The organism is Nocardia sp. NPDC059154, assembly GCF_042755705.1.
GTDB lineage: Bacteria > Actinomycetota > Actinomycetes > Mycobacteriales > Mycobacteriaceae > Nocardia.
Genome location: NZ_JBHZCS010000031.1, coordinates 95,895 through 117,807, shown reverse-complemented (window position 1 = coordinate 117,807; position 21,913 = coordinate 95,895). Strand labels below are relative to the sequence as shown.

The following is a 21,913-nucleotide window of genomic DNA, read 5'->3' as shown; positions in this document are numbered from 1 at the left end:
GGCCTCGAGGGTGCTGCCGAGGGCGGGGGTCGGGCCGTGGTCGAGGAAGACCTTGGTGGCGCCCGGGTTTCGCGACAGCTGGGCGGAGAAGCGCAGCTGGCTGGCCGCGTCCGTGCCGTACCCGACGCGGCGGCCGCCGACGGTCAGCGGGGCGTCGTCGGCGTAGGCGACGCCACGGCCGCCGAAGGCGGAGCCGAGTCCGGCGGCCATGGCCGCGGCGGCGCTGCCCCGCAGGAAGGTGCGCCGGCTCACGCGATGCCGTTTCAGATACGAACGGTGCCAGTCGTATTGCTCGTCCATCGTCATCTGCGCGGCGAGCTGTGCCGGAATGCCCGTGCGGGGCACCGTGCCGAGGGGATTCAGCATCGAGAAAACCTTGTCACCGTGAGTCCGTTTGCGCGGTCATCAAAACGCCGCAAGCTTACGGACTCGCGACATGGCGGTGAACACAGGACAATTCGCCCGGCGAGTCGTCGGAATCAGGCGGGCAGCGCGATGTGCGGGTCGGTCGAGCGGTACGGCTCGGCGCGCGGGCCGGTGGCGCAGCCGCGCAGCACGGTGGCGACGGCATGGTCGATGGCCGCCTCGCGATCGGCGGGCTCGGCGTCGGCCAGCGGGCCGTCGACGATCAGGCTCGCCAGCCCGTGTACGGCGGCCCATGCGGTGAACTCCGCGCCGGGACGCTGACGCGGATCCATGAATCCCGTCGCGACCAGGGCATCGATTGCGGTCCCGATGAGCTGGAAGATGGGATCCTCGAACACCTCTTTGTTCACGTCGACATCACTGCCGCAGAACGCGGTCCGGAACAGGCCGCGCTCCCGCTGGGCGTATTCGATGTAGGCGCGCCCGGCGGTGGCCAGCCGGGCGATCGCGGTCGCGGTCGGATCAGCTTGCGCCGGAACGTTTTTCATCGCGCCGTCGAGGGCCTCGAACAGGGCTTCCTCGGCCTGCCCGCGCACCGCGGCGAGCAGTTCCTCGTGACCGTTGAAGTGGCGGTACGCGGCGGTGGCGGTGACGCCGACCGCCCGGGCGGCGGCGCGGACGGTGACCGCGGTGGGCCCGCCGATCTCGGCGAGCTGCGCGGACGCGCTCACCAGGGCATTGCGCAGGTCCCCGTGGTGGTAGGGACCCTCGCGTGCGGGCTTCTTCGCCACATCGTCGGTGATGTCCACGACATTGATGTTGACACCTGTACAGATCGCGAGGCAAGTTAACACCCATAAAGTTCACGCCCGTCAACATCAACTCGCACGCCTCCGAGAGGAATCACCGATGAGCGCATTACTGGGCCGGATCGGCGACTTCGCCTTCCGGCGCCGTGGCCTGGTCGTCTCGATCTGGGCCATCCTGCTGATCGCCGTCGTCGGCGGTGCCGTGCTCGCGGGCGGCCGCCTCGACGACCGCTTCACCGTGCCCGGGGCCGAGTCCCAGCGGGCGCTGGACACCCTGTCCGAGACCGCGCCCGACGCGGCGGGAGCCAACGCGCAACTGGTCTTCACCGCACCCGAGGGACATCTCATCACCGAGGCGCCCTATCGCACGGCGATCCAGCACACCCTCGAGGTCGCCGGAACCGCGCCGGGAGCGATCGGGGTGACCACGCCCCAGCAGGCGGGAGCAGTCTCGCAGGACCAGCGCACCGCGATCGGTGTCGTGCACTTCGACGGCGACCGGTCCAAGGTGACCAGCGCCGCCCGGGACGCGGTCGAACAGTCGGGCGAGACCGCGCGCGAGGCCGGGCTGGACGTGTCGGTCGGCGGCTCCGCGTACGGGGCCGGGCAAATGCAGCCGGGCGTCACCGAGATCCTCGGGCTCGGGGTGGCGGTGCTGGTCCTGCTGATCACGTTCGGTTCGCTGGTGGCGGCCGGAATGCCGATCCTGTCAGCGGTTTTCGGCATCGCGGTCACGGTGGGCGGGCTGTCCGCCCTGAGCGCGGCGGTGCCGGTGTCGTCGACCGCGCTGACGCTGGCGCTCATGCTGGGCCTGGCGGTCGGAATCGACTACGCGCTGTTCATCCTGTCCCGGCACCGGTCCCAGCTGGCCGCCGGGCTGACGCCCCGGGAATCGGCGCGGCGGGCCAATGAGACCGCGGGCAGCGCAGTCGTTTTCGCGGGTACGACAGTGATCATCGCGCTGGCCGCGCTGAGCGTGATCGGCATTCCGTTCCTGACCGTCATGGGGCTGGCCGCCTCCGGCGCGGTGCTGATCGCGGTGGCGGTGGCGCTCACACTGCTGCCCGCGCTGGCCGGATTCGCCGGCGCCCGGCTGACGCCGCGGCCGGGCTCGCGCGCCCACCGGCAGGCCACCGCCACCGGAGCCGACAGCATGGGCGCGCGCTGGGCACGGCTGGTCACCGCGCGGCCGCTCGTCACCGTGCTGGCCGTGGCCGGGGCGCTGATCCTGCTGGCCCTGCCCGCCGCCTCGCTGCGAATGGCTCTGCCCGACAATGGTTCCGCCGCCGCGTCGACGGGTCAGCGGCAGGCCTACGACACCATTGCCGAGAAGTTCGGTCCCGGCTTCAACGGCCCGCTGGTGGTGGTCGTGGACGCGCCGAACGGCGACACCCGCGCTGCCGCGACGGTCGCCGACACGGTGCGCGGACTGCCCGACGTCACGTATGTCGCACCGCCGCAGCCGACCCAGCGGGCAGGCCAGTCGCTGATCATGGTGATTCCGGCCAGCGCGCCGGAGTCGCAGCAGACCACCGATCTGGTCCACGCCATCCGCGATCGGGCGCCCGGCGCGGTCCCCGGGGCCGACGTGGCCGTCACCGGCGACACCGCGGTCACCATCGATGTCTCGCAACGGCTTTCCGCGTCCCTGGTGCCGTTCCTGGGCATCGTGGTCGGCCTGAGCCTGGTGCTGCTGGTCCTGGTGTTCCGGTCGATCGCGGTACCGGTGAAGGCGGCAGTCACCTTCCTGCTGTCGGTCGCGGCGGCGCTGGGCACCACGGTCGCGGTCTTCCAATGGGGTTGGGCCGCGGACCTGTTCGGTGTCTCGAAGGTCGGGCCGGTGGTGAGCTTCCTGCCGATCATCCTGGTGGGCGTGCTGTTCGGGCTGGCCATGGACTACCAGGTGTTCCTGGTGTCCGGGATTCGCGAACAGTGGCTGCACCGCCGCGACGCCGGAGCGTCGATCATCGAGGGCACCCGTCACAACGCCCGGGTGGTGACGGCCGCGGCGACGATCATGGTGGCGGTCTTCGCCTCCTTCGTCCCCACCGACGACGCCATGATCAAGCCGATCGCCTTTGCCCTGGCGGTGGGTGTGCTGGTGGACGCGTTCGCGGTCCGGCTGACGCTGGTCCCCGCGGTGCTGGCCCTGCTCGGCCGCCGGGCGTGGTGGCTGCCCCGCCGCCTGGATCGGGTGCTGCCGACGCTGAATATCGAAGGGCCGCAGGAGGACAGCGAGCCGGAGCCGCAGCGCGAACTGGCCGCGGTCTGAGCCCGGCGACGCCCGAAACCGGTTGGGCTCAATCGGTTTCGGGCGTCATCAGTCCCTGGTGGGTCGCCTCGTACTCGGTCTCGAAGGCCCGCTCGCGGCGACGTTCGCGCAGCTTCCACCCGATCAGCGCGAGCACGACGATGGCGACGACACCGATGGCCAGGTCCCGGCCGACCGTCTTGGCCACCGCCTCGTAGGACTGCCCGGCCACGAAGCCGAGCACCACGAACGTGGTGCCCCAGACGATTCCGCCGGCGGCATTGAACAGCAGGAAGCGCCGGTAGGGCATGCGCGAGGTGCCTGCCAGCGCGGGCATCATGGCCCGGAAGAACGCGGTGAACCGGCCGAGGAACACCGCCCAGCCGCCGCGCCGGGCCAGATAGTCCTGGGCGCGGTCGAGGCGGCCGCGATGCCGGTCCAGCATCGAGGCCTGCAGCAGCCGCGGGCCCACGTGTTTGCCGACCTCGTAGCCCACGCTGTCGCCGAGGATGGCGGCGGCCACCACCAGCAGGATCATCAGCCACAGCAGCACATGTCCCTGGCTGGCGGCCACACCGCCGAGCACCGCCGCCGTCTCACCCGGGATCACGAAGCCGACGAAGATCGCGTCCTCGGCAAACACCAGCAGGGTGACGACCAGGTACACCCAGATCGGCGCGATATCCAATATCCGGTGCAGCAGCGAATTCATGTCCGCCACGGTACCCAGGCCGCTCGACCCGGGTGCTCGGGACGCTCAGCTCGCGGACGCCGCCACCCGAGCCTGTTCGGGCCGCCGCCGCAGCAGCGCCCACAGGCCCAGCGCACAGCCCACCGCGAGCGCGATGGCCGCGCAGCCGGGTGCGAACGAGGTGAAATCGGCGATGGTGCAAGGCTTTCCGGGGTCGATCAGCAGGCAGTGCCCGCGCCGGGCGTAGTCGCGTAGCGCGAGCACCGGTGAGGGCACGTAGATCAGGGCGATGCCGAGCACCCGGGTGGAGCCGTAGCGCGGGGTGACCGCGCCGAAACAGTAGCCCGCCAGCAGGGCGAGCAGCGCGTGCCCGAGCACGGTGAGGGCGACGGGATGCCCGGCCACGACCGTCAGCACCGCGTAGACGGACAGGCCGATGATGCCGACCGCGGCGGCCCGCACACCGGGCCAGCGGATACCCGCCACCAGCCCGCCGGCGACCAGCACCAAGAGACCCCAGATCGACCATCCCGGAATGCTCGTCACGAGGACGGCGCTGCCCGTCCCGGCGAGCGCCACCGCGAGCAGCACCTGGACGCCGTCCCGCTTGGGCAGCATGAGCGCGGTGAGCAGGGCCCCGGCCGCCGTCGCCGCGGCCGTCGCCGCGATCGTGAGCGGGCTGTCGCCGTGGCGGGCCAGCACCCCGGACCCGACCAGGTCGACGCCGATCATGAAGGCGCCCGCGATGATCGGGACGATGGGCAGCTGGATCGAATGCGCCTCCACCGGATGCGCGCCCGGCTCGCGCAGGAACCGGAATCCGATGACGAGCAGGGCCAGCGCGATCAGCCACAGCGGGGGCGCGTCGAGGGCGGGCCAGTTCTGCGGGAAGTGCGGATCGGCCAGCTTGGACTCGGGTTCCGGAATGAGGTCCTGGGCGACCACCACGCTGCCGAGCGCGCCCAGCAGCCACGCCGACGTCGCCCAGGTGTACCGGGATTCGACGCGGGAGCGGGACAGCACCCCGGCCCCCGAACCGCCGAGAATGAGCCCGCCGGCAATGGAATCCAGGAAGTTGAGGGTGGCCAGCGAGGTGCCGAGCACGGCGTGGCCCCCCAGCAGGTGATTGACGAACAGCAGCGCCGCCCCGCCCAGCGCCACACCCCAGCGCAGGCTCTGCCCGCCCAGCGCGGTGGACAGCACCGCGGTCACGATCGCGACCAGCGCCCCCGCCGCAATCGCCTGCGGCAGACTGAAGACCAGCAGATCCAGGTGCAGCGCCGAACTGCGGGAGGTCCACGCGAAGTCGATGGGCACCATGAGCGACAGCCCGGCGACGAGCGCCGCCAGGAACGCGGTGCCCGTCTCGATGGCGTCGCGGCCGCCCCGGACCCTCATCGGGATCCGGTGGACCGAGATCCGTCCAGCCGCTGACCAGCACTCATGGCGCCAGATTAGCAATCATCACGCTATCGATCCGGGAGGTCGGCGGCCGCGTCCTGCCACCCGCGATTCGCTCACTCCGGGCCGGTGAGCATGCCCGGCTCACGCGGTTTCGACCGCTGTCCGCTGCGGCGCGAGGCGGCCCTGCGCCGACCGGCGCAGCAGCAGCCAGGTCACCAGGATCATGACGATGATGGACGGCTTGCCCAGGATCAGGGTGGCCACGCCCAGCAGGACCACCTGGTCTGCGAGGTAGAACGGGACGATCACCGCCAGGTGCACCAGCCAGAAGATCAGCCAGCCCAGAGTGATTCGCCGGTGCAGGGCCAGGTGCTCGGCGGGCGGGCCGGCCGGTTCCAGGCGCAGCCGCTGGGTGATCCACAGGCTCAGCGGGCGGCGCGCGAACAGACTCGCGCCGAACGCCGCCGAGAGCAGGACGCAGCCGAGGAGATCGGGCAGATAGAAGTCCCGGCCGCGACCTGTGCACATGACGAACACGGAGTACAGCGCGACCACTGCGATGGATCCGCCGACCACCTTGACCGAATCGCCGCGGACCAGGCGGTAGCCGCCCAGCGCGACGGCCACCACGAGCGCGACCGCGATCCCGATCCACGGGTCGAAAAGCTTGTATCCGAGCAGGAATCCGACCGCGGGCGCCGCGCCGTCGGCGACGTGCCGCGGCCCGTGATGCTCGAGGAACTTGCTCCACGCGTCTTTCAGGTCGGTGCGCCGGTGACCTGTACCACTCATGCGGCCGAACCTACTGCAGAAGTACTGCAATCACGAACGGTCCGGGAAGATGCCGTGCGGCGGGCGAAATCCCGTTAGGCCCGGTGCGCGAGGACCATCGCCATCGCGGCGAGCCCCACCGCCGCCACACCCGCGGACACCAGGAGCAGCAGCGGCCCGGTGCCGCGATGCGCGCCGCGGTGCAGACTTCGGCTGCGCGCCATGGCGATTGCCGCCACCAGCATCATGACCACGGCCGCGCTCAGCGGCAGCAGACCGGTCGGCCGCCAACCGATCCCGCCCTCGGCGGCCACCTTCGTGAACAGTGCGGCATTGGCGATGGCGGAGATGGCGGTGCGCCGCCAGGCCAGCGCGGTGCGCTCGGTCGCCAGTCCGGGATCGCGGGCGACCGCCGGCGTGCTCACAGGCTGAGCACGCCGACCACGGCGATAGCGGAGATCAGCGCGACACCGGCCGCGAGTACCGGGATCAGCGCATTGCCCGGCAGCCGTTCGCCCGCCCGCATGGCCCGTTCCACCTTGCGCCACTGCGCGTACGCCCCGATCGCGAGCACCACCGCCAGCACGATGGCCGACATGGCGATGGCCGCGCGCACGCCGTGGATGCGGAAGCCTTCGACCAGCGTGTGGACGGCGACGCCGCCCGCGAGCAGGCCCAGCGCGGTGCGGATCCAGGCCAGGAAGGTGCGTTCGTTCGCAAGGGTGAATCGGTAGTCGAGTTCGGTCTGCTCTTCGGAAGCCACCCCTCCAAGTTATTGCGTAATAACTGCAATAGCAGCACAGTGTGAGCACTCGGACAGGCCGGTGACCGGCTATGGCCGGCGCTAGTCAGCGCACTCGGCCGCCGGATCCTCCGCAAGAAAGGCGTCGAGAACCTTCGCGGTGGCCTCGGCGGGGATGCCGTGATCCGCGCCGCCCGGCACCTCCACATAGCGGGCGCGGGCGAGTTCGGCGGGCAGCGCCCGGGCGGCGGAGCGAACGCCGGGCCAGGATTCGGGGGTGCTGATAACAAGGGGCGCGAGGTCGAGGCGGGCCATGGCGGGGGTCGGCAGGTTGGGCGGGCGGCAGATGGCGGCGTCGTAGACCACCGTCTGAGCGATGGCTTCCAGGTGTGGCCAGACCGGTGAGTGCTTCACCTGCTCGACCACATCCGGCGGCAGGCCGATGCCCTCGAGCTGCATCAGTTCCACGGCCGCGCGCCGATGAGAGCCGGGTCGACGACGTCGTCGACGAGGACGGCCTGCGCGCGTTCCGGGTGTGGCTGGCTGACCTGCTCGGCTGCTCACCACCGTCCGCCGCCGCGGAGGCGCAGCGGCTGGCCGCGCTGGTGGTCGAGCTCATGCCCGATGATCCGGAGGCGGGCGGGCTGAATGCCCTTGTCCTGCTGCAGCAATCGCGTGCGGTCGCGCGGACCGGGGTCGGCGGGACGCTGGTTCCGCTCGAGGAACAGGATCGCGGCCGCTGGGATCGGCAGCTGATCGCGGCCGGGCTGGCCGAGCTGCGCCGCACGGCCCGCCGGGATCGGCGAGGTCGGAGGCTGATTCAGCCGGCCGGGTCGGCGGGCGCCTGTTCGATCGGGAAAAGGATGGGGCTCAACAGGTATTGGTCGCGCCCGGAGCCGGGCTGATTGGCCAGGCGCGGCAGGATCACCGCGCGCAGCTCCGCGATCAGCTGCTCGAGTTCGTCACGGTCGAGCCAGAGCGCGTGCTGGCGGAAACCGACGAGATCGGCTGCCGGATCCGCGTTCTCGCCGTCGAGGTAGGCATTGAATTCGGCGACGAGCACAGCCATCGCGAGGGCGAAGACCGGACGGTAGCCGTCGGCGGGCAGTGCGGCGGCGGCCTCGGCGCTGATGGCCGCGTTCTCCTGACGCAGCCGGTAGCGGCGCTCGACCGCGCCGCGCACCCGCCGCTCCTCGGCGACCTCGAGAATGCCAGCGGCAGTGAGGGCGTCGACGTGGCGGTACACGGTCGCTTTCGAGGTGTCCGGCAGGCGGGCACAGAGGTCGCCGGTGGTCAGGGTGCGGTCGCCGCGCAGGGCGTGCACGATGCGCAGCCGCGCCGGATGTGCCAGCAGCTCGAAGGTTTCCACTTCCCAACCTTCTCATAGGCTGCTACCTTTCTCAATCATAAGAATGGTTGCACTGATTGAGAAAGGTTTGCGGACATGACCGTAGACATCGATCCCGAGACCGTGGCCGCCACCGTGGCCGACCTGCTGCGGAACGAGCGATTCGACGAGCTGGCGGAGCTGTTCGCGCCGCGACTGGCGGCCGTGGTGTCCGCGGCGACCGTCCGGGCCGGGTGGACCGGTGAGATCGCCAAGATCGGCGCGGTCCGGTCGGTCGGCGCCGCGGTCACCCGGCCCGCCGCCGACGGGCTGACGTCGGTGCACTTGCCGGTCACCTGCGAGCGGGGTGCGCTCGCGGTACACCTGGCGGTGGACGCGGCGGGCCGGCTGCACGGGCTCCGGCTCGCCGCACCGGCCGAATCCGGCTGGACGCCACCGGATTACACGGTGCCACGCCGATTCCGCGAACAGGACGTCACCCTCGGCGCGGGCGATACCGCGGTAACCGGCACGTTGACCGTGCCGGTCGGAAGCGGATCCCGGCCCGCCGTGGTGCTGGTGGCCTCCGGGCCCGCCGACCGGGACCTCACCACCGGACCCAACAAACCGTTCAAGGACCTGGCGTGGGGGCTCGCCAGTCGCGGTGTCGCCGTGCTGCGTTTCGACAAATTGACCCACGCGCACAGCGAATTCGAGAATGCGGCGGGGTTCACCATGGTCGAGGAGTACCTGCCGCATGCGCTGGCGGCGGTCGAGGTGCTGCGCCGGGAGCCCGGGGTCGACTCGGCCCGGATCTTCGTGGCCGGGCACAGCGGCGGCGGCAAGGCCGCGCCGCGCATCGCGGCCGCCGACCCGGGCATTGCCGGGGTGGCCGTGCTGGCCGGGGATACCGTGCCGCTGCCGCGGTCGATCCTGCGCGCGCTGCGGCACATCGCGGCGGTCGAGCCCGAGCAGGACATCGGCGAGTTGCTGGAGAGCATGCGTGCCCGGGCGGCACGGACCGAAAGTCCCGCGCTGTCAACCGAAACCCCGGCCGCGGACCTGCTGTTCAACTGGCCCGCATCGTATTGGCTGGACCTGCGGGACTACGACCAGGTCGCCACCGCCGCCGCGCTGGACAGACCCATCCTGCTCATCCAGGGTGGCCGCGACTATCAGGTCACCGCCGACGAGGACCTGCCGCTGTGGGAGGCCGGGCTGGCCGGGCGACCCGATGTCGCCATTCGTGTCCACCCCACGGTCGACCACATGCTCTGCTCCGGTACCGGACCATCCACACCCAGCGGCTACCTGCGACCGCAACATGTCGATCCGGCGGTGATCAGCGATATCGCCGACTGGCTCGGCGCGGAACCCGTCCGGCCGCGCCTGGGCGAGCGCCTGACAGAGGGCTGGAAACGCTTGCGCGGCACGGCCTCTCGAGCCAGCATCAGCGGATGAAAATGAGACATGTTGCAGTGTTGACGGCGAGCGCGGCGGCCGCGGTCGGTGTCGCCTCCGGAAGCGCGGGCGCGGCACCCATGCACACCCGCGACACCGCCATCGCGTTCGCCTATCTCGACGCGCTGATCAGCCACGACGCGTCGGCGGTGCCGTTCGCGCCGGACGCGACGCGGTTCGAAGCGGGCCTGCAGACCGGCTTTTCGGGGCCGCAGCTCACCTACGACCTCGAGCACGGGCCGCAGTATTCGCTCGTGCAGCGCTTCTACAACCTGCGCCTGACCGAGGCGGACGGTGTGGTGACCGCGCGGTATCTGCTGGATTCTGGCGTCGCGGGGGTGCGGCTGGTGACGGTGGACATCACCGAAACCTTCGCGATCAGTGACGGTCTCATCCACACCATCGACGCCACTATCGTTCCGGTCGGCTAGCTCACCCGGGAGCGGCGCATGAGCAGCAGTGGCCGTCCCGTCGACACCACCCAGTACTCGAAGGCGTTGAGGCCGGCCAGGATCGCGGTCGCCGTGGCCAGCGTCGCGATCTGCGGCAGCAGCGGCGCGGCGGCGGTCAGGACCGCCAGCGCCAGCGCGGTGGCGAACCGGCCGAGGGTGGCCGCGCCGAACATGCGCCAGCGGGTGAACAGGAAGGTGGTCACGTACAGGGTGGCGCCCAGCGGCAGCAGATATCCGGTCACGCTGTGCGCCACCGCGGTCGGATGCTCGACCATGGTGCGCGCGCCCACCGCCACCAGCACCAGGCCGATCACCAGCAGCAGGTGCCCGTAGCTGAGCACATCCCGCACGACCGTGCCGCGCACCTGGTTGGTGCGCAGCGAATGCTCGACCGCGGCGAAGCCGTAGGCGAAGTACAGCCACCACAGGCCGCAGCCGAGCACGAAGATCAGCACCACCGCGATCCAGGCCACCACGCCCAGATGTGCTTCCGCCGCTTGGGAACCCACCGAGGCGACGGTCTCGCCGAGCGCGATGATGACGAAGGTGGCGAAGCGTTCGGGCAGATGGGTCGCACCGAACTGGACCTTCTCCAGGCGGCGCGCCAGCAGTGCCGGACCGCCGAAGGCCAGCGCCACCGCGATGATCCAGAGCCCGTTGCGCATTCCGCCCGCGGGCGCGAGTGCGGCCGCCACCAGGAGCACCGCCGCCGCCAGGGTCACCGTGAACGGATTGAGCCAGTTCCCGAAGGTCCCCGCCGACGAGAACGCCCGCTTGTGCTGCATCTCGCCCCACAGCAGCAGCCGCAGTGCCAGGTGCGCGCCGGCCAGCAGCAGCGGTTGCGCGTGCCCGGTGAACGCGTGTGGCGCGGTGATCGCGATGACGAACATGCACAATCCGCAGGCGAACAGGAATATCCGCTGCTGGTTCGAGTCCTCCACCCCGTGCACGGCCAGCGTGGTCCCCACCCACGACCACCACATGATTCCCAGCAGCAGCACCGTCTGCCCGACCGCGCCCCAGCTCTGCCCCGCCACCGCCACGTGCGCGGCCTGCGTCACCGCGAACACCAGTACCAGATCGAAGAACAACTCGGCCCAACTGGCCCGCTCATGCGCCTCGTGTAGAGGTTCAGTCACACCTGTAAATCCCTGCCTAGCTCCACATCCAGCGGGTTCACTCTAGATCGTCTGGGCGGCATCGGCTTCCGTCAGGGCGCGGAGGAAAGCGGGTTGGACCTCGGGCCAGTCGGGGCGCCAGCGGCCGGCGGCCTGGTCGGCGGCGAGGGCGGCGAGGGTGGCGACGACGTGGGGGCCGCCGTCGAGGATGTAGCGGACCGAGCCGTGTTCGGCGCACTGGGCGGTGACGGTGGCGAGCAGGGTCTTGGCGGCGTCGGTGCGGCCGGTGGCGGCGAGGCAGGCGACCAGCAGACGGCGGGCCTTCAGGAGTTCGCGGGGGCGGCGGACGGCTTCGAGCTCGTCGACCCATTCCTGGGCCCAGGTGCGGGCCAGTTCCCAGGATTCGGTGGCGGATTCGGCCAGCAGCAGTCGGATGGCGGTGAATTCCTCGTACAGGACGGTGAATTCGTCGATGGGGTCGATCGGGGTGCGGCGGTGGGCGTGGTCGACCACCGCGAGCGGGCCGAAGTCGGGGTGCGGCGGCAGGCCCAGGCGCAGCCGCTCGTTCTCGACCTCGGCGCGCAGGCGGGGCAGCGACATCGAATCGGCTACGCGCGCACCCTCGTTCAGGCGGCGGATGGCTGCGGCGCGGTCGCCGCGCAGCGCCTTCACCCGGGCGCCGACCACGTAGCGGGCCAGTTTGAAGTCGACGACACCGGCGTCGGCGCCGAGTTTGTAGCCCTCGTCGAGCAGGCGCTCCGCCTCGGCGACCTCGCCACGCTCGTAGAGCAGTTCACCGAGCAGCGATCCGGCCAGGCGGGCCCCGTAGGAGTGGCTGCCACCGGATTGCTTGGCGATCTTCAGGGCGCTGCGGAAGTACTCCTCGGCGCGCGGGATGTCGAGTTGCAGGCTGGCGGCCAGGCCCAGAAAGCACAGGCCGTGAACATTGTTGTAGGAGCCCTTGTTCCGGCGCATGTACGGGGCCGACCACTCCTGGATGCGGATCGCCTCCTCGAAGTCGTGGCGGTAACCCGCGGCGAAACTCGCGCAGTTGGCGCCGATGGCCACCACATACGGTGAGAGCTCGTCGGCCATGGCGAAACACGGTGCGAGCCAATCCTCCACGCCGGTCAGCACATCCGCGCGGACGGTCACCACCGCGTGCACCACACCCGCTTCGGCGCGCAGCCGGGTCGCGGTCCGCGGGTCGAGACCGCCGCGCTCGAGCGTCTGTTCCGCCAGGGACAGCGCGCGTTCGGCCGGACCGGCCCGGTGCAGCAGGATATTCGCCCACGCCAGATCCAGTTGCAGCCGTGGATGGGATTCGATGACGGCCGGCGGCAGCTTGTTCACCAGGCCGATGAGGCTGGACATCTGGCCGTATTCGAGCAGCGACATGCCGTCGCGCTCCACGATTTCGACCGCACGCTGCTCGTCACCGGCCAGCAGGGCGTGGTCGACCGCCTCGCTCACGTGCCGGTGCCCGGCGAACCACTCCGAGGCCGCGCGATGCAGGCGGTCGATCTCCGCGGGCCGATCGTGTTCGAGCCGCTGCCGCAGGAAGTCCTGGAACAGCTGGTGGTAGCGGAACCACGGGCCGCCGTCGACCCGGCGCAGGAACAGGTCCTGCTGCTCGATCCGTTCCAGCAGGGCCTGCCCGTCGGGCATGCCGGTGAGCGCGGCGGCCAGCTCGCCGCAGGTGCGTTCGGTGACCGAGGTCGCCACCATGAAGTCGAGTACGCCGGGTTCGAGGGCCTCCAGCACGTTCTCGGCGAGGAATTCGCCGATGGCGTGGTGACGTCCGGTGAGCTGCCCGATCAGCTGCCCGGGATCGTCACTGCCGCGCAGCGACAGCGCCGCCAGTTGCAGTGCCGCGACCCAGCCGCCGGTGGATTCGGTGAGGTCCGCCACGTCGTCGCGGTCCAGTTCCAGCCCGCCCAGCTCGACCAGCAGGGCATAGGCCTCGCCGGTGGTGAATCGCAGTGCGGCGGTGTCGATTTCCACCAGTTCGTCGCGGGCGCGCATGGAGCTCATGGGCAGGCCGGTCTGGTGGCGACTGGTCACCAGCATGCGCAGCACCGGACTGCAGCTCTCGATCAGGAAGCGCAGCGCGGCCTGGGTATTCGGGCCGCTCACGCGATGCCAGTCGTCGATGACCACGGTCAGCGGCTCGCCGCGCTGGTCGATATCGTTGATGAGCGAGGTCAGCACGAAGCGCCCGGCCTCGTCGCCGTGTTCCTCGAGCAGTTCGCCCAGTTCGCGCGCCAGGGCAGGCCGGACCGCGCGCACCGCTTCGATCAGGTGGGAGAGGAACCACACCACATTGTCGTCGTCGTTGTCGACGGTCAGCCAGGCCACCGATCCCCCGGCGACGGTGACCGCCGCACACCATTGCGCGGCAAGGGTGGTCTTGCCGAAACCGGTGGGGCCGTGGACGACCGCGAGCCGCCGGTCGTTACCGGAGCGCAGTGCGTCGAGCAGGCGCGGGCGGTCCACCAGGACCCGGGTGAGGGTGGGCGGGCGCAGCCGGGTGGCCGGGACCGGCGGCGTGGCGGTGGTGATGCGGGATCGCCGGCGCCCGGCCTGGGGCGGGGTGGTGCGGCCGACTGTCCGGGCCCGGTCCGTCGGCGGTGGCGGTTCCGCGGCGGGCGCCGGAATCGGTATGTCGTCGGGTGGCAGCCCGTGCCGTTGCTGGATATCCCGCAGCGCCGCACCGAATTCGGCGGCGGAGCCGGGGCGTTGGGAGCGCTCGCGCGACATGGCCGCCTCGATCGCTCCGGTGAGGTCGGCGGGCAGGCCCTCCCCGGTCAGGTCCGGCATCGGATGCCTGGTGATCCGCACGAACTGTGCGACCAGCTGTTCCCCGCTGCGCCGTTCGAACACCGCGTGCCCGGTGGCCGCGCAGAACAGGGTCGCCGCCAGGCTGTAGACGTCGGCGGTCACATCCGGGGCCTGCCCCTGCAGCACCTCCGGCGCGGTGTAGGCGGGCGACCCGGTGATCGTGCCCGCCGCGGTCTCGAATCCGCCTGTCACCCGCGCGATTCCGAAATCGGCGAGCTGCGGCTCCCCGTACTCGGTGAGCAGGATGTTCCCGGGCTTCACATCCCGGTGCAGCAGTCCCCGCCGATGCGCCGTCTCCAACGCTCCCGACAGCCGCACCCCGAGATGCAGCACCTCCGGCCATTCGACCGGCCCACCCTGCTGTATCCGGGTATCGAGCGACCCGTGCGCATGGAACGGCATCACGATGTACGGCCGCCCGGTATCGGTGGACCCGACCTCGAACACGGTCACGATGTTCGGATGCCCCGACAGCTTCCCCATGGCGAGCTGCTCGCGCACAAACCGTTCCAGGCTGTCGGATTCCAGGTCCGCGGTCAGTACCTTGATGGCGACGGTGCGCCCCAGCGCGTGCTGAAAACAGCGGTACACCACGCCGAATCCCCCGCGCCCCACCTCGACCGGCTCCCCGAACCCGGCAGCCGCCAGTTCCGCCGCGAACCCGAGAGTCTCTTCGCGGCGCGTGGAAAACGGATCGACATGCGGCACAGCGACCCCGATACGAAAACGAGCCAGTCACCCCGAGCATAAGCCGATCACCGCCGCCGCGCGCCGATCTCCGGCCGCGTGAATCTGCGCCGCGCATCGGTCAGCCAGTCGGGCCGTTCCCGCCGCAGCCGCAGCACCTCCCCGACGGTCCAGCCGCAACCCAGTTCCGGCAGGTCCCCGACCGCGATGTTCAACCGCGCGGCCGCGGCCGCGCGCTTCAAGGGCGTTGCCGCCGAGGCACTTCGATTCCGCTTCGTTGTCATGGTCGTCAATGGTGAGGACGGTCCGTGCGGCGGCGCGGCGGTTCGGCGACTTCGCACCCCCTCGGTGGTTCAGCGCGGCCGGAAGAAGTCCGCGGACTCGGGGTCGAGGGATAGAAGAGCTCGATGCGGAGTTCCTCGAGCGTGATGCCGATGGCGGCGTCGAAGCGGGCGGCCAGCAGCCCGGTGCGGATCAGGCGGTCACCGAACCAGCGCCGGATAGGGCTCGTGCGCGCGCAGCAGCCGGTCTATGGCCGTGGTGACCGGTTGCCAGCGCGGATCACGCACCGGCACATCGGGATAGGCGGGCGCGAAGCCCGCCGCCTGTAGTAGCTGATCGATCAGCTCGTGGTCGCCCATCGGTTTGGGGAAAGGGTAGCGGTTCGGCATCTCCAGCCTCGAGGTGCCGAAGGCCTCGTCCGGGCCCGACGGCTGCCCGGTCCGTGCAGTTCCCAGTCGAAGATCGAGCTGTAACTTATTCGGTAGGAAGGGTTTTCACAGCTCGCACTTAACTCCGACTGATCGTTGACAGAGGTTCGGCATCGACGATGGCGCGGTCGTCCCGGTGGGCCGACGCTTCCGGATCCAGATTCGACGACAAGGAGGTCATGGTTGAGGCTGATGTGGAGATCGGCCCGGGCTGTCGCTGCCTGTGGTATTTCACTGGGGCTGTTGGGGGTTGGTGCATAACCGCAGGGGGCTGATCCGGGGCAGCCGCCGACGATCGGGTCGCAGTGCCCGGTGCCTGGGAGCTCGCCGCAGAGCGGCTTGCCTCCGCGGGATCAGCCGCGGTGCCCCCGGCCAGTTGACCGAAACTAACTCGATCCTGCCTCCCTCCCGCGTGGGAGACAGGTCGTCAGCATGTCGAAAGACAAAGTACAACAGGAGTTTCCTATGTTCCGCTTCTTGCTGCCCTTGACGGGTAGCTGGCTGCCGCCAATCGGCACATGGCTCCCGCTGCTGGTCGTGGTGGTGACCGGTAGTGCGAACGGTGTCTGCTCATCGGATTGACCCGAGTGTCGTGTTGTGCGGGACAGGTATCGAGTCTGTCCCGCACAACGGTCCCGAAGGCGCTCGCTGTTGCGAATGCGCTTCGGGGGAATTGTGGAGCTATAGGTGAGGTCTCCGGTATTTCGGATTCACGCCAAGCACCCGCACAGGTGACCTGCCCGTGAGCGACCGCCACCGCTACGAGCCCGGTGACACACCCTCGACCATCCTAATCACTGCAGCCCTTGCCTGAAGTTCCTTGTGTCGCAAAGGGAATCATCAGAAGGCTTGCATTGGATGAAAGTCGTCTGGCGGCGCGACGGGCACCGATTACAGAATGAAGGCGCCCGTGACGCTCCACAGTGTCCGTCATCACTACGCTGGAGCATCGTCCCCCGCGGGCCGTGCGTGCCGACCGAGGTCCTCCCCCTCCCTCCCGGCATCTCGGCGGCACGCACACTGCACCTCGGTAGCTGGCGAGCGAGAGCGGAACTCCCCCAACGACGCTGGGCGAAATCGGCGTCGGCACTGCCGTGGAGCTGCACCCCTGGGACCGGAGTCGACACGACTCGATCCGATCCGATCCGATCCGAGATGACGAACTCACAAGCATCGCCACCACAGCGTGATTGATGTATGGACCGATCGCCATGGCTTATGGAAGGCATCACAGACCGCGAAGGTCCATAGCGCACAGCCTGACCGACTTCAACATTCGTGGACAAGCAGACCTACACAGCTCGCACATAGGTTACGGACAGCTGAGGGACAGCAGCACCGACCATACTGGTCAATCGTCCAGGTCGGGATGGTTCCCGCACGCCCAAATCAGGTGAAGGTAGTGGCTGTGGCTCGATTCTCCAACGGCGAATCCGTCCTCTCCCGTGTGGTCAGACTGGTGGAGGCCGTCGCCGATAATGACTCCCCGTTGTCCGTCTCGGAACTGTCCCAACGCACCGGGCTGCCGTTGCCGACCGTCTCGCGCACCGTATCCGAACTGGTTGAACGTGACTGGCTGCGACGAGACATGAGTCGGCGCGTCGACATCGGCCCGCGAGTCTGGGAGCTGGCTAACCGGAGAGCCCCGTTCCACGATTTGCGTGCCCTCGCGATCCCGTACATGACTCGGCTCAGCGCCCAGGTCGGCCGCAATGTGGGCTTGGCCGTCCGTCAGGAGCGCGAAGTCCTGTTCATCGAAAGGGTGTCGGCGCCTGGCGTCTTCTCGGCCGTGCCGCGCGCAGCCGAGCGACTTCCATTGCACAGGTCTGCGGCCGGACTGGTGCTTCTGGCGTATGCGCCAAATACGCTGCAGCGGGAGGTGTTTTCGAAGCCTCTGCACCCGTACGCACCGCCCGGCGCGGTCACCGCCACCCGGCCTCTACGCGAGCAGCTCGATGAGATACGGAGGCGGGGCATCGCACACTACAGCGGCCTAGCGGACCCGAACACGATCTCGGTTCCGATTTGGTCGGACGCCGGCACTGTGGTGGCGGCCCTTTCCACCATGCCGCCGACCGACGGCAAGGATCCGAGTAATGTATACGCGCTGACACGGATTACAGCGCACCTGATCGGACGAGCACTGTCAGCCGTGGGTTCGGTGGCGGAAAGCAATACTCAGCTCTGAGCATGCGCGAAACCCGATGTTCGAGTTCTCCCCCATCGACCAGCCGACCGCGAAATCGACCACGCCCCAGTCGATCTCACCCAACCATGGTTGCCGCCATGGTCAAGGCGCACCACGGCACGATAACTTTCGAAAGTGCGCCGGGCCGAACCGAATTCACGGTCAGCTTGCCCGCCACGCCAAGGTAGAGGACACCGCTGTGCACAGACGCGACGCTCAGCCGACCCCGTCGGCTGAGCGTCTGTGCGCGACACTCCCTGTACGACACTGGGATTCCCCGGTGCCGTACAGGTCGGTATCAATTGGCGGACGGGCACTGCGGAGGCTGACCGTTCGGCTGGCCGCCCTGAGGCGGCTGACCCTGGCCATCCTGCGGAGGCGGACCGTGCTGGTCGCCGGGCGGAGGCGGGCACTGCTGGGCGGGAGCCGCGCCGCCCGGCTGAGCCGGGCCGGGATCGGCGCTCGCCATACCAGTGCCGATGCCGAGCAGTGCGACGGTGACCGCCCCTGCCGTAGCGATCCGCGCGAGCTTCGAAAGAGCCATCTGCAGTCCTCCTGTATCGGTATGCGAATCCGCATGTCGGTCCGCGGTTTCGGTCAACGCCAAGATCGTCACCTCGCAGCATGGGACGGGCGTTGGCATGAGCTAGGTGCGCGCTGTGAAGGCGGACGGCGCACGTAGCGGACTTGACGCTTCGTAACGGCAGATCGGGTATCCGAGGGGCCCGCCGTGCCCTCGCGCCTGGCAGGTGCACAGTGAATTCCATACGACGAAGAGCAGTTTCCAAAGCGATCTCCCCGCCGTGGACTATCACGACAGCGCGCTATTTGAGCGAAGTTCGCGCCGTGTTATCGGTTGGCAGGGTCACGCGGCGGGACCGGGCAGAGCCCTCGTAGGGCTGCTCGTGCTCGAGTACCACTACCTAGCAGCTGAGTAGCCGGATTGAAACTACCGCGGCCGAGGTAGTTTTCGGCCCGACGGTGATGGTGCAGCTCAGCAGCGTTAGCCACTGGTCAACCTCCGTGTGTGCGATGCACTCGAACACCGGGTCCGCCATTGGCGCCCCTCACCGCAAATGTCCGGTCGTCTGATCACGCACCACGACCCCAGCCCCAATTCCGTATCGCGCCAGCCTATCCGGAGTCGCCGTACCGGCGCCGCGATAATCCGGAGGAATTCCCCGGGTGCGTACAACCCATCCTGCCGTGCGGAGCATCAACCCTCGGCGGCGATCAGCCGCGTCGGCCTGCTGGAACGAAGTGGATCAGTCCAAGCCGAGATCGAGTTGATTCCAGCTGATCGTGACATCGAGCGGGTCCAGTACGTCCACGGCCATCGCATCGCCGCGAGCTCGCAGCGCCGTGGTTTCCCGGATATAGGTGCCGTCAGCGGCGAGTCGCAGCATCTCGATCGACGTCACGGGACCGTCGTCCTGAACCATGCGAACGATCCAGTAATGCTGGATGCCCAGGCGCGCATACTCCGCCCGCTTTTCCACCAGATCGGCCGAGATCGTATTCGGTGACACGACTTCGACAACCAGCAGAGTGTCCGCGGCTGTCGGTTTGGTTTTCCATTTGCCGCGCGGCTCGTCGATACAGCGGTACACGATCGCATCCGGCCGCTTGTAATGAAAAGGCACATCGGAAACCAGCATGTCCAGCTCACCGCTGGCGCGCAGACACGGCGCACCCTCAGGACGCTTGGCCACCGCCTCCCGCAAGGCTGCCTTGATATTGTCGCTGATCGCAACATGATTCGGCGACGGCGATTCGCAATGGACGATCATGCCATCACGGATCTCCACAGTGCGCGCCACGTCCTCGGGCATATCCAAGTACATGGACATATCGACGACGGGGATCGTCGTACGCAGCCACGACCAGTCGACGGCCTCACTCATGATGTCAGCCTAGCGGGATCGTGCCGAATGCCCTCGGCCATCGGACCTTCGCGACGCGTCGGGTCAGCCCACGATTCCGCCCCCGCCGGGATGCCGAGCGGGGGCGGCGGGTGTGGATCAGTGGCGACGGGCGTAGTCGGCGGCTGCTGCCCAGTCGATGAGGACGCATGGTTCGTCGCCGACGGTCCAGGCGTCGTGTCCGGGTGGGCAGATCATGAAATCGCCCGCGCCGATCTCGCGTTCGGTGCCGTCGTCCATCCGGATCCGCATCCGTCCGGACGCGCAGTATCCGATGTGGGTCGCCTGGCAGCTGTCCGTGCCGGCGATCGGCTTGACGTGGGTGGACCAGCGCCAGCCGGGCTGGAAGACACCGCGGCCGACCGATCCGGATCCTGCTTCGATGACTTCGAATCGGCCGCTACCCGACTCGAACAGTCGCGTTTCGTCAGGAGTGTCGAAGCTTCTGACCTGCAAGCTCAGCTCTTCGTGCGGGAGCATCTCGTCCTCGCGAACCAGGTCGAGGTTGCGGAACAACGCGGGCCCGTCGCAGAGTTCGGCGAGCGATTCGGCGAACCCGGTGGTCTCGGGCATGGCGGAGTTCGCCATCGCCTGTTCGTAGGACGGGAACTCGACGATCTGCATGTACGTGTTGTCCCGATCGCGATCCCTGGTCTCCATGCTGTGGGTCGCGGCCCGCTTCCCCTGCGTCGCCGTGAGCCACTCATCGAGATTCTTGTTGAATTCGTCCAGCCGCGTCGTCGTGAACTCGATCGTTTGTACAAATTTCGTCATGGCGCTCACCTTCATCGATCAGCCGCCCCACTCATGACGCTACGCCGCCGCAACCAGCATGGATACAGCAATTATCTTCGGCTTACCTGCAGGGATCGCGACCACGCGACGACACGCTCAGGTGAGCGTATACGCCGCTGATTCGCTCTGTGTCCTCCGTCGGCGCCGAGAGTCTCGACGCCGCTATCCTGGCCTGCCGCAATACTTCTTGTACTTCTGCGCCGACCCGCACCAGCACGACTCGTTTCTCGCCGGTGGCCACGACCGACCCTGACCGTTGCGGCTCAGCCAGCGGCAAAGGCAAAGCGAGTGGACCCCAGCGCCGGATCCTCGTTTACGCGAGCGCCGTACTCGGCGAGACCGGCCGCCGTAGCGACGGCGATCAGCACCGAGTATTCACCATCCAATTCCCGAAGCCGGTGTTCCACTTCCCATCGATGTCGGGCGTGTCTGCCGTACTGGTCTCGCAGTTTCGGCCACGATTCGACGGCGCGGGCGAACTCGTCCTCCGGCAGGTAGAACATCGACACAGCGACATTCCGCACCGCGCCCCTCGAAGAGCTCACCTGCCACTTCGAAGGCGACCCAATCCCGCGGCCCCTCGTCGAAGATGGTGTCGAGCAAACGCAATCCCATTGGCTTCGAACCGCTTTCGAGCAGACAGCTCGCGTACCACAGACGGGCGTCCCCAACGACGGCACCCCCGTCGGCGATCGCCTGCCGATACAGTCGCCGAGCGCGCCCGGTATCACCGGCCATGGCCCAGTGGTCAGCCGCCTCAGTCAGCAACTGCGCCCGCTCGTCCGGAGTCACAGCCGCATCTTGCTCCAGTTGGCGGGCGATGTCCTCCGGAGGCTCGGCATGCCGACCCAAATCCTCTGCGGCGGCGGACAATTCGGCGCGCAATCGATTGGCCTCGGCAAGTAGCCGATCGTGTTCACGCTGCAGCGCCCGATATTCCTCGCGTTCGGACTTCGACAGGCCGGCGGGCATCACACTCTCCCGTCTCACGGGAGCATCCACACTAGCGAAGCACGACAACTGGCCTTGGTACGGCTGCACTATCCGGTAGCACAGTCGCAGCGGGCCGAACCGTCGCTTTTATGCGAACGCGGGATGGTGCGCCGCAGCGCTGCTACCGTCCGACCGCTGGGTATGGTGGTCGCGTCGCTGGTCCTTTCGGGAATTGCAAAGTTTCAACACTCCCGCTGGACACAAGGTTCACGAAACAATCCCGAGACAAGGATGGTTCATGGACGTGAGCGTGAAGACAGTGCCGACGGCTCGGTCTGCCTCGGCCCGACGGAGGCGTATGCGGATGGGCCGGGCCGCGACAGCCGCGCTCATGTGTGCGGCACTCGCCTCGACGATGCTCTCCGGCCGAGTGTGCGCCGAAACG

Annotated in this window: 24 protein-coding genes; 6 read left to right on the top strand and 18 right to left on the bottom strand. The window is 68.8% G+C overall.

Annotated features, from left to right (window positions below; translation table 11 throughout):
• Together ACFXN1_RS26050 and ACFXN1_RS26045 are read right to left on the bottom strand one after the other, a co-directional pair.
• Positions 1-366: twin-arginine translocation signal domain-containing protein (locus tag ACFXN1_RS26050; RefSeq protein WP_379463684.1), on the bottom strand; the 366-nt coding region annotated here is incomplete at its 3' end.
• Between the two features lie 113 nt (positions 367-479).
• Positions 480-1,175 carry a TetR/AcrR family transcriptional regulator gene (locus ACFXN1_RS26045; protein WP_379445299.1) on the bottom strand — a complete coding sequence of 232 codons (696 nt, stop codon included), beginning with the start codon at positions 1,173-1,175 and terminating at the stop codon, positions 480-482.
• A 100-nt stretch (positions 1,176-1,275) separates the two neighbouring features.
• Between ACFXN1_RS26045 and ACFXN1_RS26040 the strand changes: the two genes are divergently transcribed.
• Positions 1,276-3,447 carry an MMPL family transporter gene (locus ACFXN1_RS26040; RefSeq protein WP_379445297.1) on the top strand — a complete coding sequence of 724 codons (2,172 nt, stop codon included), beginning with the start codon at positions 1,276-1,278 and terminating at the stop codon, positions 3,445-3,447.
• Between the two features lie 28 nt (positions 3,448-3,475).
• Here ACFXN1_RS26040 and ACFXN1_RS26035 read toward each other — a convergent pair whose 3' ends face one another.
• The 6 genes from ACFXN1_RS26035 to ACFXN1_RS26010 form a co-directional block, all read right to left on the bottom strand.
• Positions 3,476-4,138, bottom strand: a complete 663-nt coding sequence (locus tag ACFXN1_RS26035) for a DedA family protein (protein ID WP_379401210.1) — start codon at positions 4,136-4,138, stop codon at positions 3,476-3,478.
• Between the two features lie 45 nt (positions 4,139-4,183).
• On the bottom strand, positions 4,184-5,515 hold the full coding sequence (locus ACFXN1_RS26030) for a hypothetical protein (protein WP_379445295.1): 1,332 nt from the start codon (positions 5,513-5,515) through the stop codon (positions 4,184-4,186).
• A 147-nt stretch (positions 5,516-5,662) separates the two neighbouring features.
• Positions 5,663-6,313: a DUF3159 domain-containing protein gene (locus ACFXN1_RS26025; protein WP_379445293.1), complete on the bottom strand. Its 651-nt coding sequence runs from the start codon at positions 6,311-6,313 to the stop codon at positions 5,663-5,665.
• 74 nt (positions 6,314-6,387) lie between these two features.
• Positions 6,388-6,717, bottom strand: coding sequence for a DUF202 domain-containing protein (locus ACFXN1_RS26020; protein WP_379445291.1), 330 nt, complete (start codon positions 6,715-6,717; stop codon positions 6,388-6,390).
• The gene (locus ACFXN1_RS26015; protein WP_379445289.1) at positions 6,714-7,055 is read right to left on the bottom strand and encodes a YidH family protein; all 342 of its coding nucleotides are present in this window, start codon (positions 7,053-7,055) and stop codon (positions 6,714-6,716) included. The genes ACFXN1_RS26020 and ACFXN1_RS26015 overlap by 4 nt, the downstream gene beginning before the upstream one ends.
• A gap of 81 nt (positions 7,056-7,136) precedes the next feature.
• On the bottom strand, positions 7,137-7,502 hold the full coding sequence (locus ACFXN1_RS26010) for a hypothetical protein (RefSeq protein WP_379445288.1): 366 nt from the start codon (positions 7,500-7,502) through the stop codon (positions 7,137-7,139).
• Between the two features lie 65 nt (positions 7,503-7,567).
• Here ACFXN1_RS26010 and ACFXN1_RS26005 point away from each other — a divergent pair, with 65 nt between their 5' ends.
• Complete coding sequence (locus tag ACFXN1_RS26005; protein ID WP_379445286.1) at positions 7,568-7,939, top strand: DUF6596 domain-containing protein; 372 nt, start codon at positions 7,568-7,570, stop codon at positions 7,937-7,939.
• Here the strand turns inward: ACFXN1_RS26005 and ACFXN1_RS26000 are convergent.
• Positions 7,855-8,403, bottom strand: coding sequence for a helix-turn-helix domain-containing protein (locus ACFXN1_RS26000; RefSeq protein WP_379401203.1), 549 nt, complete (start codon positions 8,401-8,403; stop codon positions 7,855-7,857). The genes ACFXN1_RS26005 and ACFXN1_RS26000 overlap by 85 nt on opposite strands.
• Before the next feature lie 75 nt (positions 8,404-8,478).
• Between ACFXN1_RS26000 and ACFXN1_RS25995 the strand changes: the two genes are divergently transcribed.
• Both ACFXN1_RS25995 and ACFXN1_RS25990 read left to right on the top strand, forming a co-directional pair.
• Positions 8,479-9,822, top strand: a complete 1,344-nt coding sequence (locus ACFXN1_RS25995) for a hypothetical protein (protein ID WP_379445285.1) — start codon at positions 8,479-8,481, stop codon at positions 9,820-9,822.
• Positions 9,819-10,253 (top strand): hypothetical protein, encoded by a 435-nt coding sequence (locus ACFXN1_RS25990; RefSeq protein WP_379445283.1) that lies wholly within the window; start codon positions 9,819-9,821, stop codon positions 10,251-10,253. The genes ACFXN1_RS25995 and ACFXN1_RS25990 overlap by 4 nt, the downstream gene beginning before the upstream one ends.
• Here the strand turns inward: ACFXN1_RS25990 and ACFXN1_RS25985 are convergent.
• From ACFXN1_RS25985 to ACFXN1_RS25970, 4 genes are all read right to left on the bottom strand, one after another.
• Positions 10,250-11,413 (bottom strand): low temperature requirement protein A, encoded by a 1,164-nt coding sequence (locus ACFXN1_RS25985; protein ID WP_379445281.1) that lies wholly within the window; start codon positions 11,411-11,413, stop codon positions 10,250-10,252. The genes ACFXN1_RS25990 and ACFXN1_RS25985 overlap by 4 nt on opposite strands.
• Positions 11,414-11,455: 42 nt before the next feature.
• Positions 11,456-14,941, bottom strand: a complete 3,486-nt coding sequence (locus ACFXN1_RS25980) for a protein kinase (RefSeq protein ID WP_379445279.1) — start codon at positions 14,939-14,941, stop codon at positions 11,456-11,458.
• Between the two features lie 47 nt (positions 14,942-14,988).
• Positions 14,989-15,204 carry a hypothetical protein gene (locus ACFXN1_RS25975; RefSeq protein WP_379401198.1) on the bottom strand — a complete coding sequence of 72 codons (216 nt, stop codon included), beginning with the start codon at positions 15,202-15,204 and terminating at the stop codon, positions 14,989-14,991.
• Positions 15,205-15,402: 198 nt separating this feature from the next.
• Positions 15,403-15,591, bottom strand: a complete 189-nt coding sequence (locus tag ACFXN1_RS25970; protein WP_379445278.1) for a hypothetical protein — start codon at positions 15,589-15,591, stop codon at positions 15,403-15,405.
• 471 nt (positions 15,592-16,062) lie between these two features.
• Between ACFXN1_RS25970 and ACFXN1_RS25965 the strand changes: the two genes are divergently transcribed.
• Together ACFXN1_RS25965 and ACFXN1_RS25960 are read left to right on the top strand one after the other, a co-directional pair.
• Positions 16,063-16,212, top strand: coding sequence for a hypothetical protein (locus ACFXN1_RS25965; RefSeq protein ID WP_379445277.1), 150 nt, complete (start codon positions 16,063-16,065; stop codon positions 16,210-16,212).
• A gap of 826 nt (positions 16,213-17,038) precedes the next feature.
• On the top strand, positions 17,039-17,818 hold the full coding sequence (locus ACFXN1_RS25960) for an IclR family transcriptional regulator (protein ID WP_379446731.1): 780 nt from the start codon (positions 17,039-17,041) through the stop codon (positions 17,816-17,818).
• 298 nt (positions 17,819-18,116) lie between these two features.
• On the opposite strand, the gene ACFXN1_RS25955 is transcribed toward ACFXN1_RS25960, so the two are convergent.
• The 5 genes from ACFXN1_RS25955 to ACFXN1_RS25935 form a co-directional block, all read right to left on the bottom strand.
• On the bottom strand, positions 18,117-18,362 hold the full coding sequence (locus ACFXN1_RS25955) for a hypothetical protein (RefSeq protein WP_379438686.1): 246 nt from the start codon (positions 18,360-18,362) through the stop codon (positions 18,117-18,119).
• Between the two features lie 721 nt (positions 18,363-19,083).
• On the bottom strand, positions 19,084-19,722 hold the full coding sequence (locus ACFXN1_RS25950; protein WP_379438687.1) for a Uma2 family endonuclease: 639 nt from the start codon (positions 19,720-19,722) through the stop codon (positions 19,084-19,086).
• Between the two features lie 117 nt (positions 19,723-19,839).
• Positions 19,840-20,514: a cupin domain-containing protein gene (locus ACFXN1_RS25945; protein ID WP_379401193.1), complete on the bottom strand. Its 675-nt coding sequence runs from the start codon at positions 20,512-20,514 to the stop codon at positions 19,840-19,842.
• Positions 20,515-20,697: 183 nt separating this feature from the next.
• Complete coding sequence (locus ACFXN1_RS25940) at positions 20,698-20,802, bottom strand: SEC-C metal-binding domain-containing protein (protein WP_379463686.1); 105 nt, start codon at positions 20,800-20,802, stop codon at positions 20,698-20,700.
• A 108-nt stretch (positions 20,803-20,910) separates the two neighbouring features.
• Entirely contained in the window at positions 20,911-21,507 is a 597-nt protein-coding gene (locus ACFXN1_RS25935) for a hypothetical protein (protein ID WP_379438689.1), read from the bottom strand.
• Between the last annotated feature and the right edge of the window lie 406 nt (positions 21,508-21,913).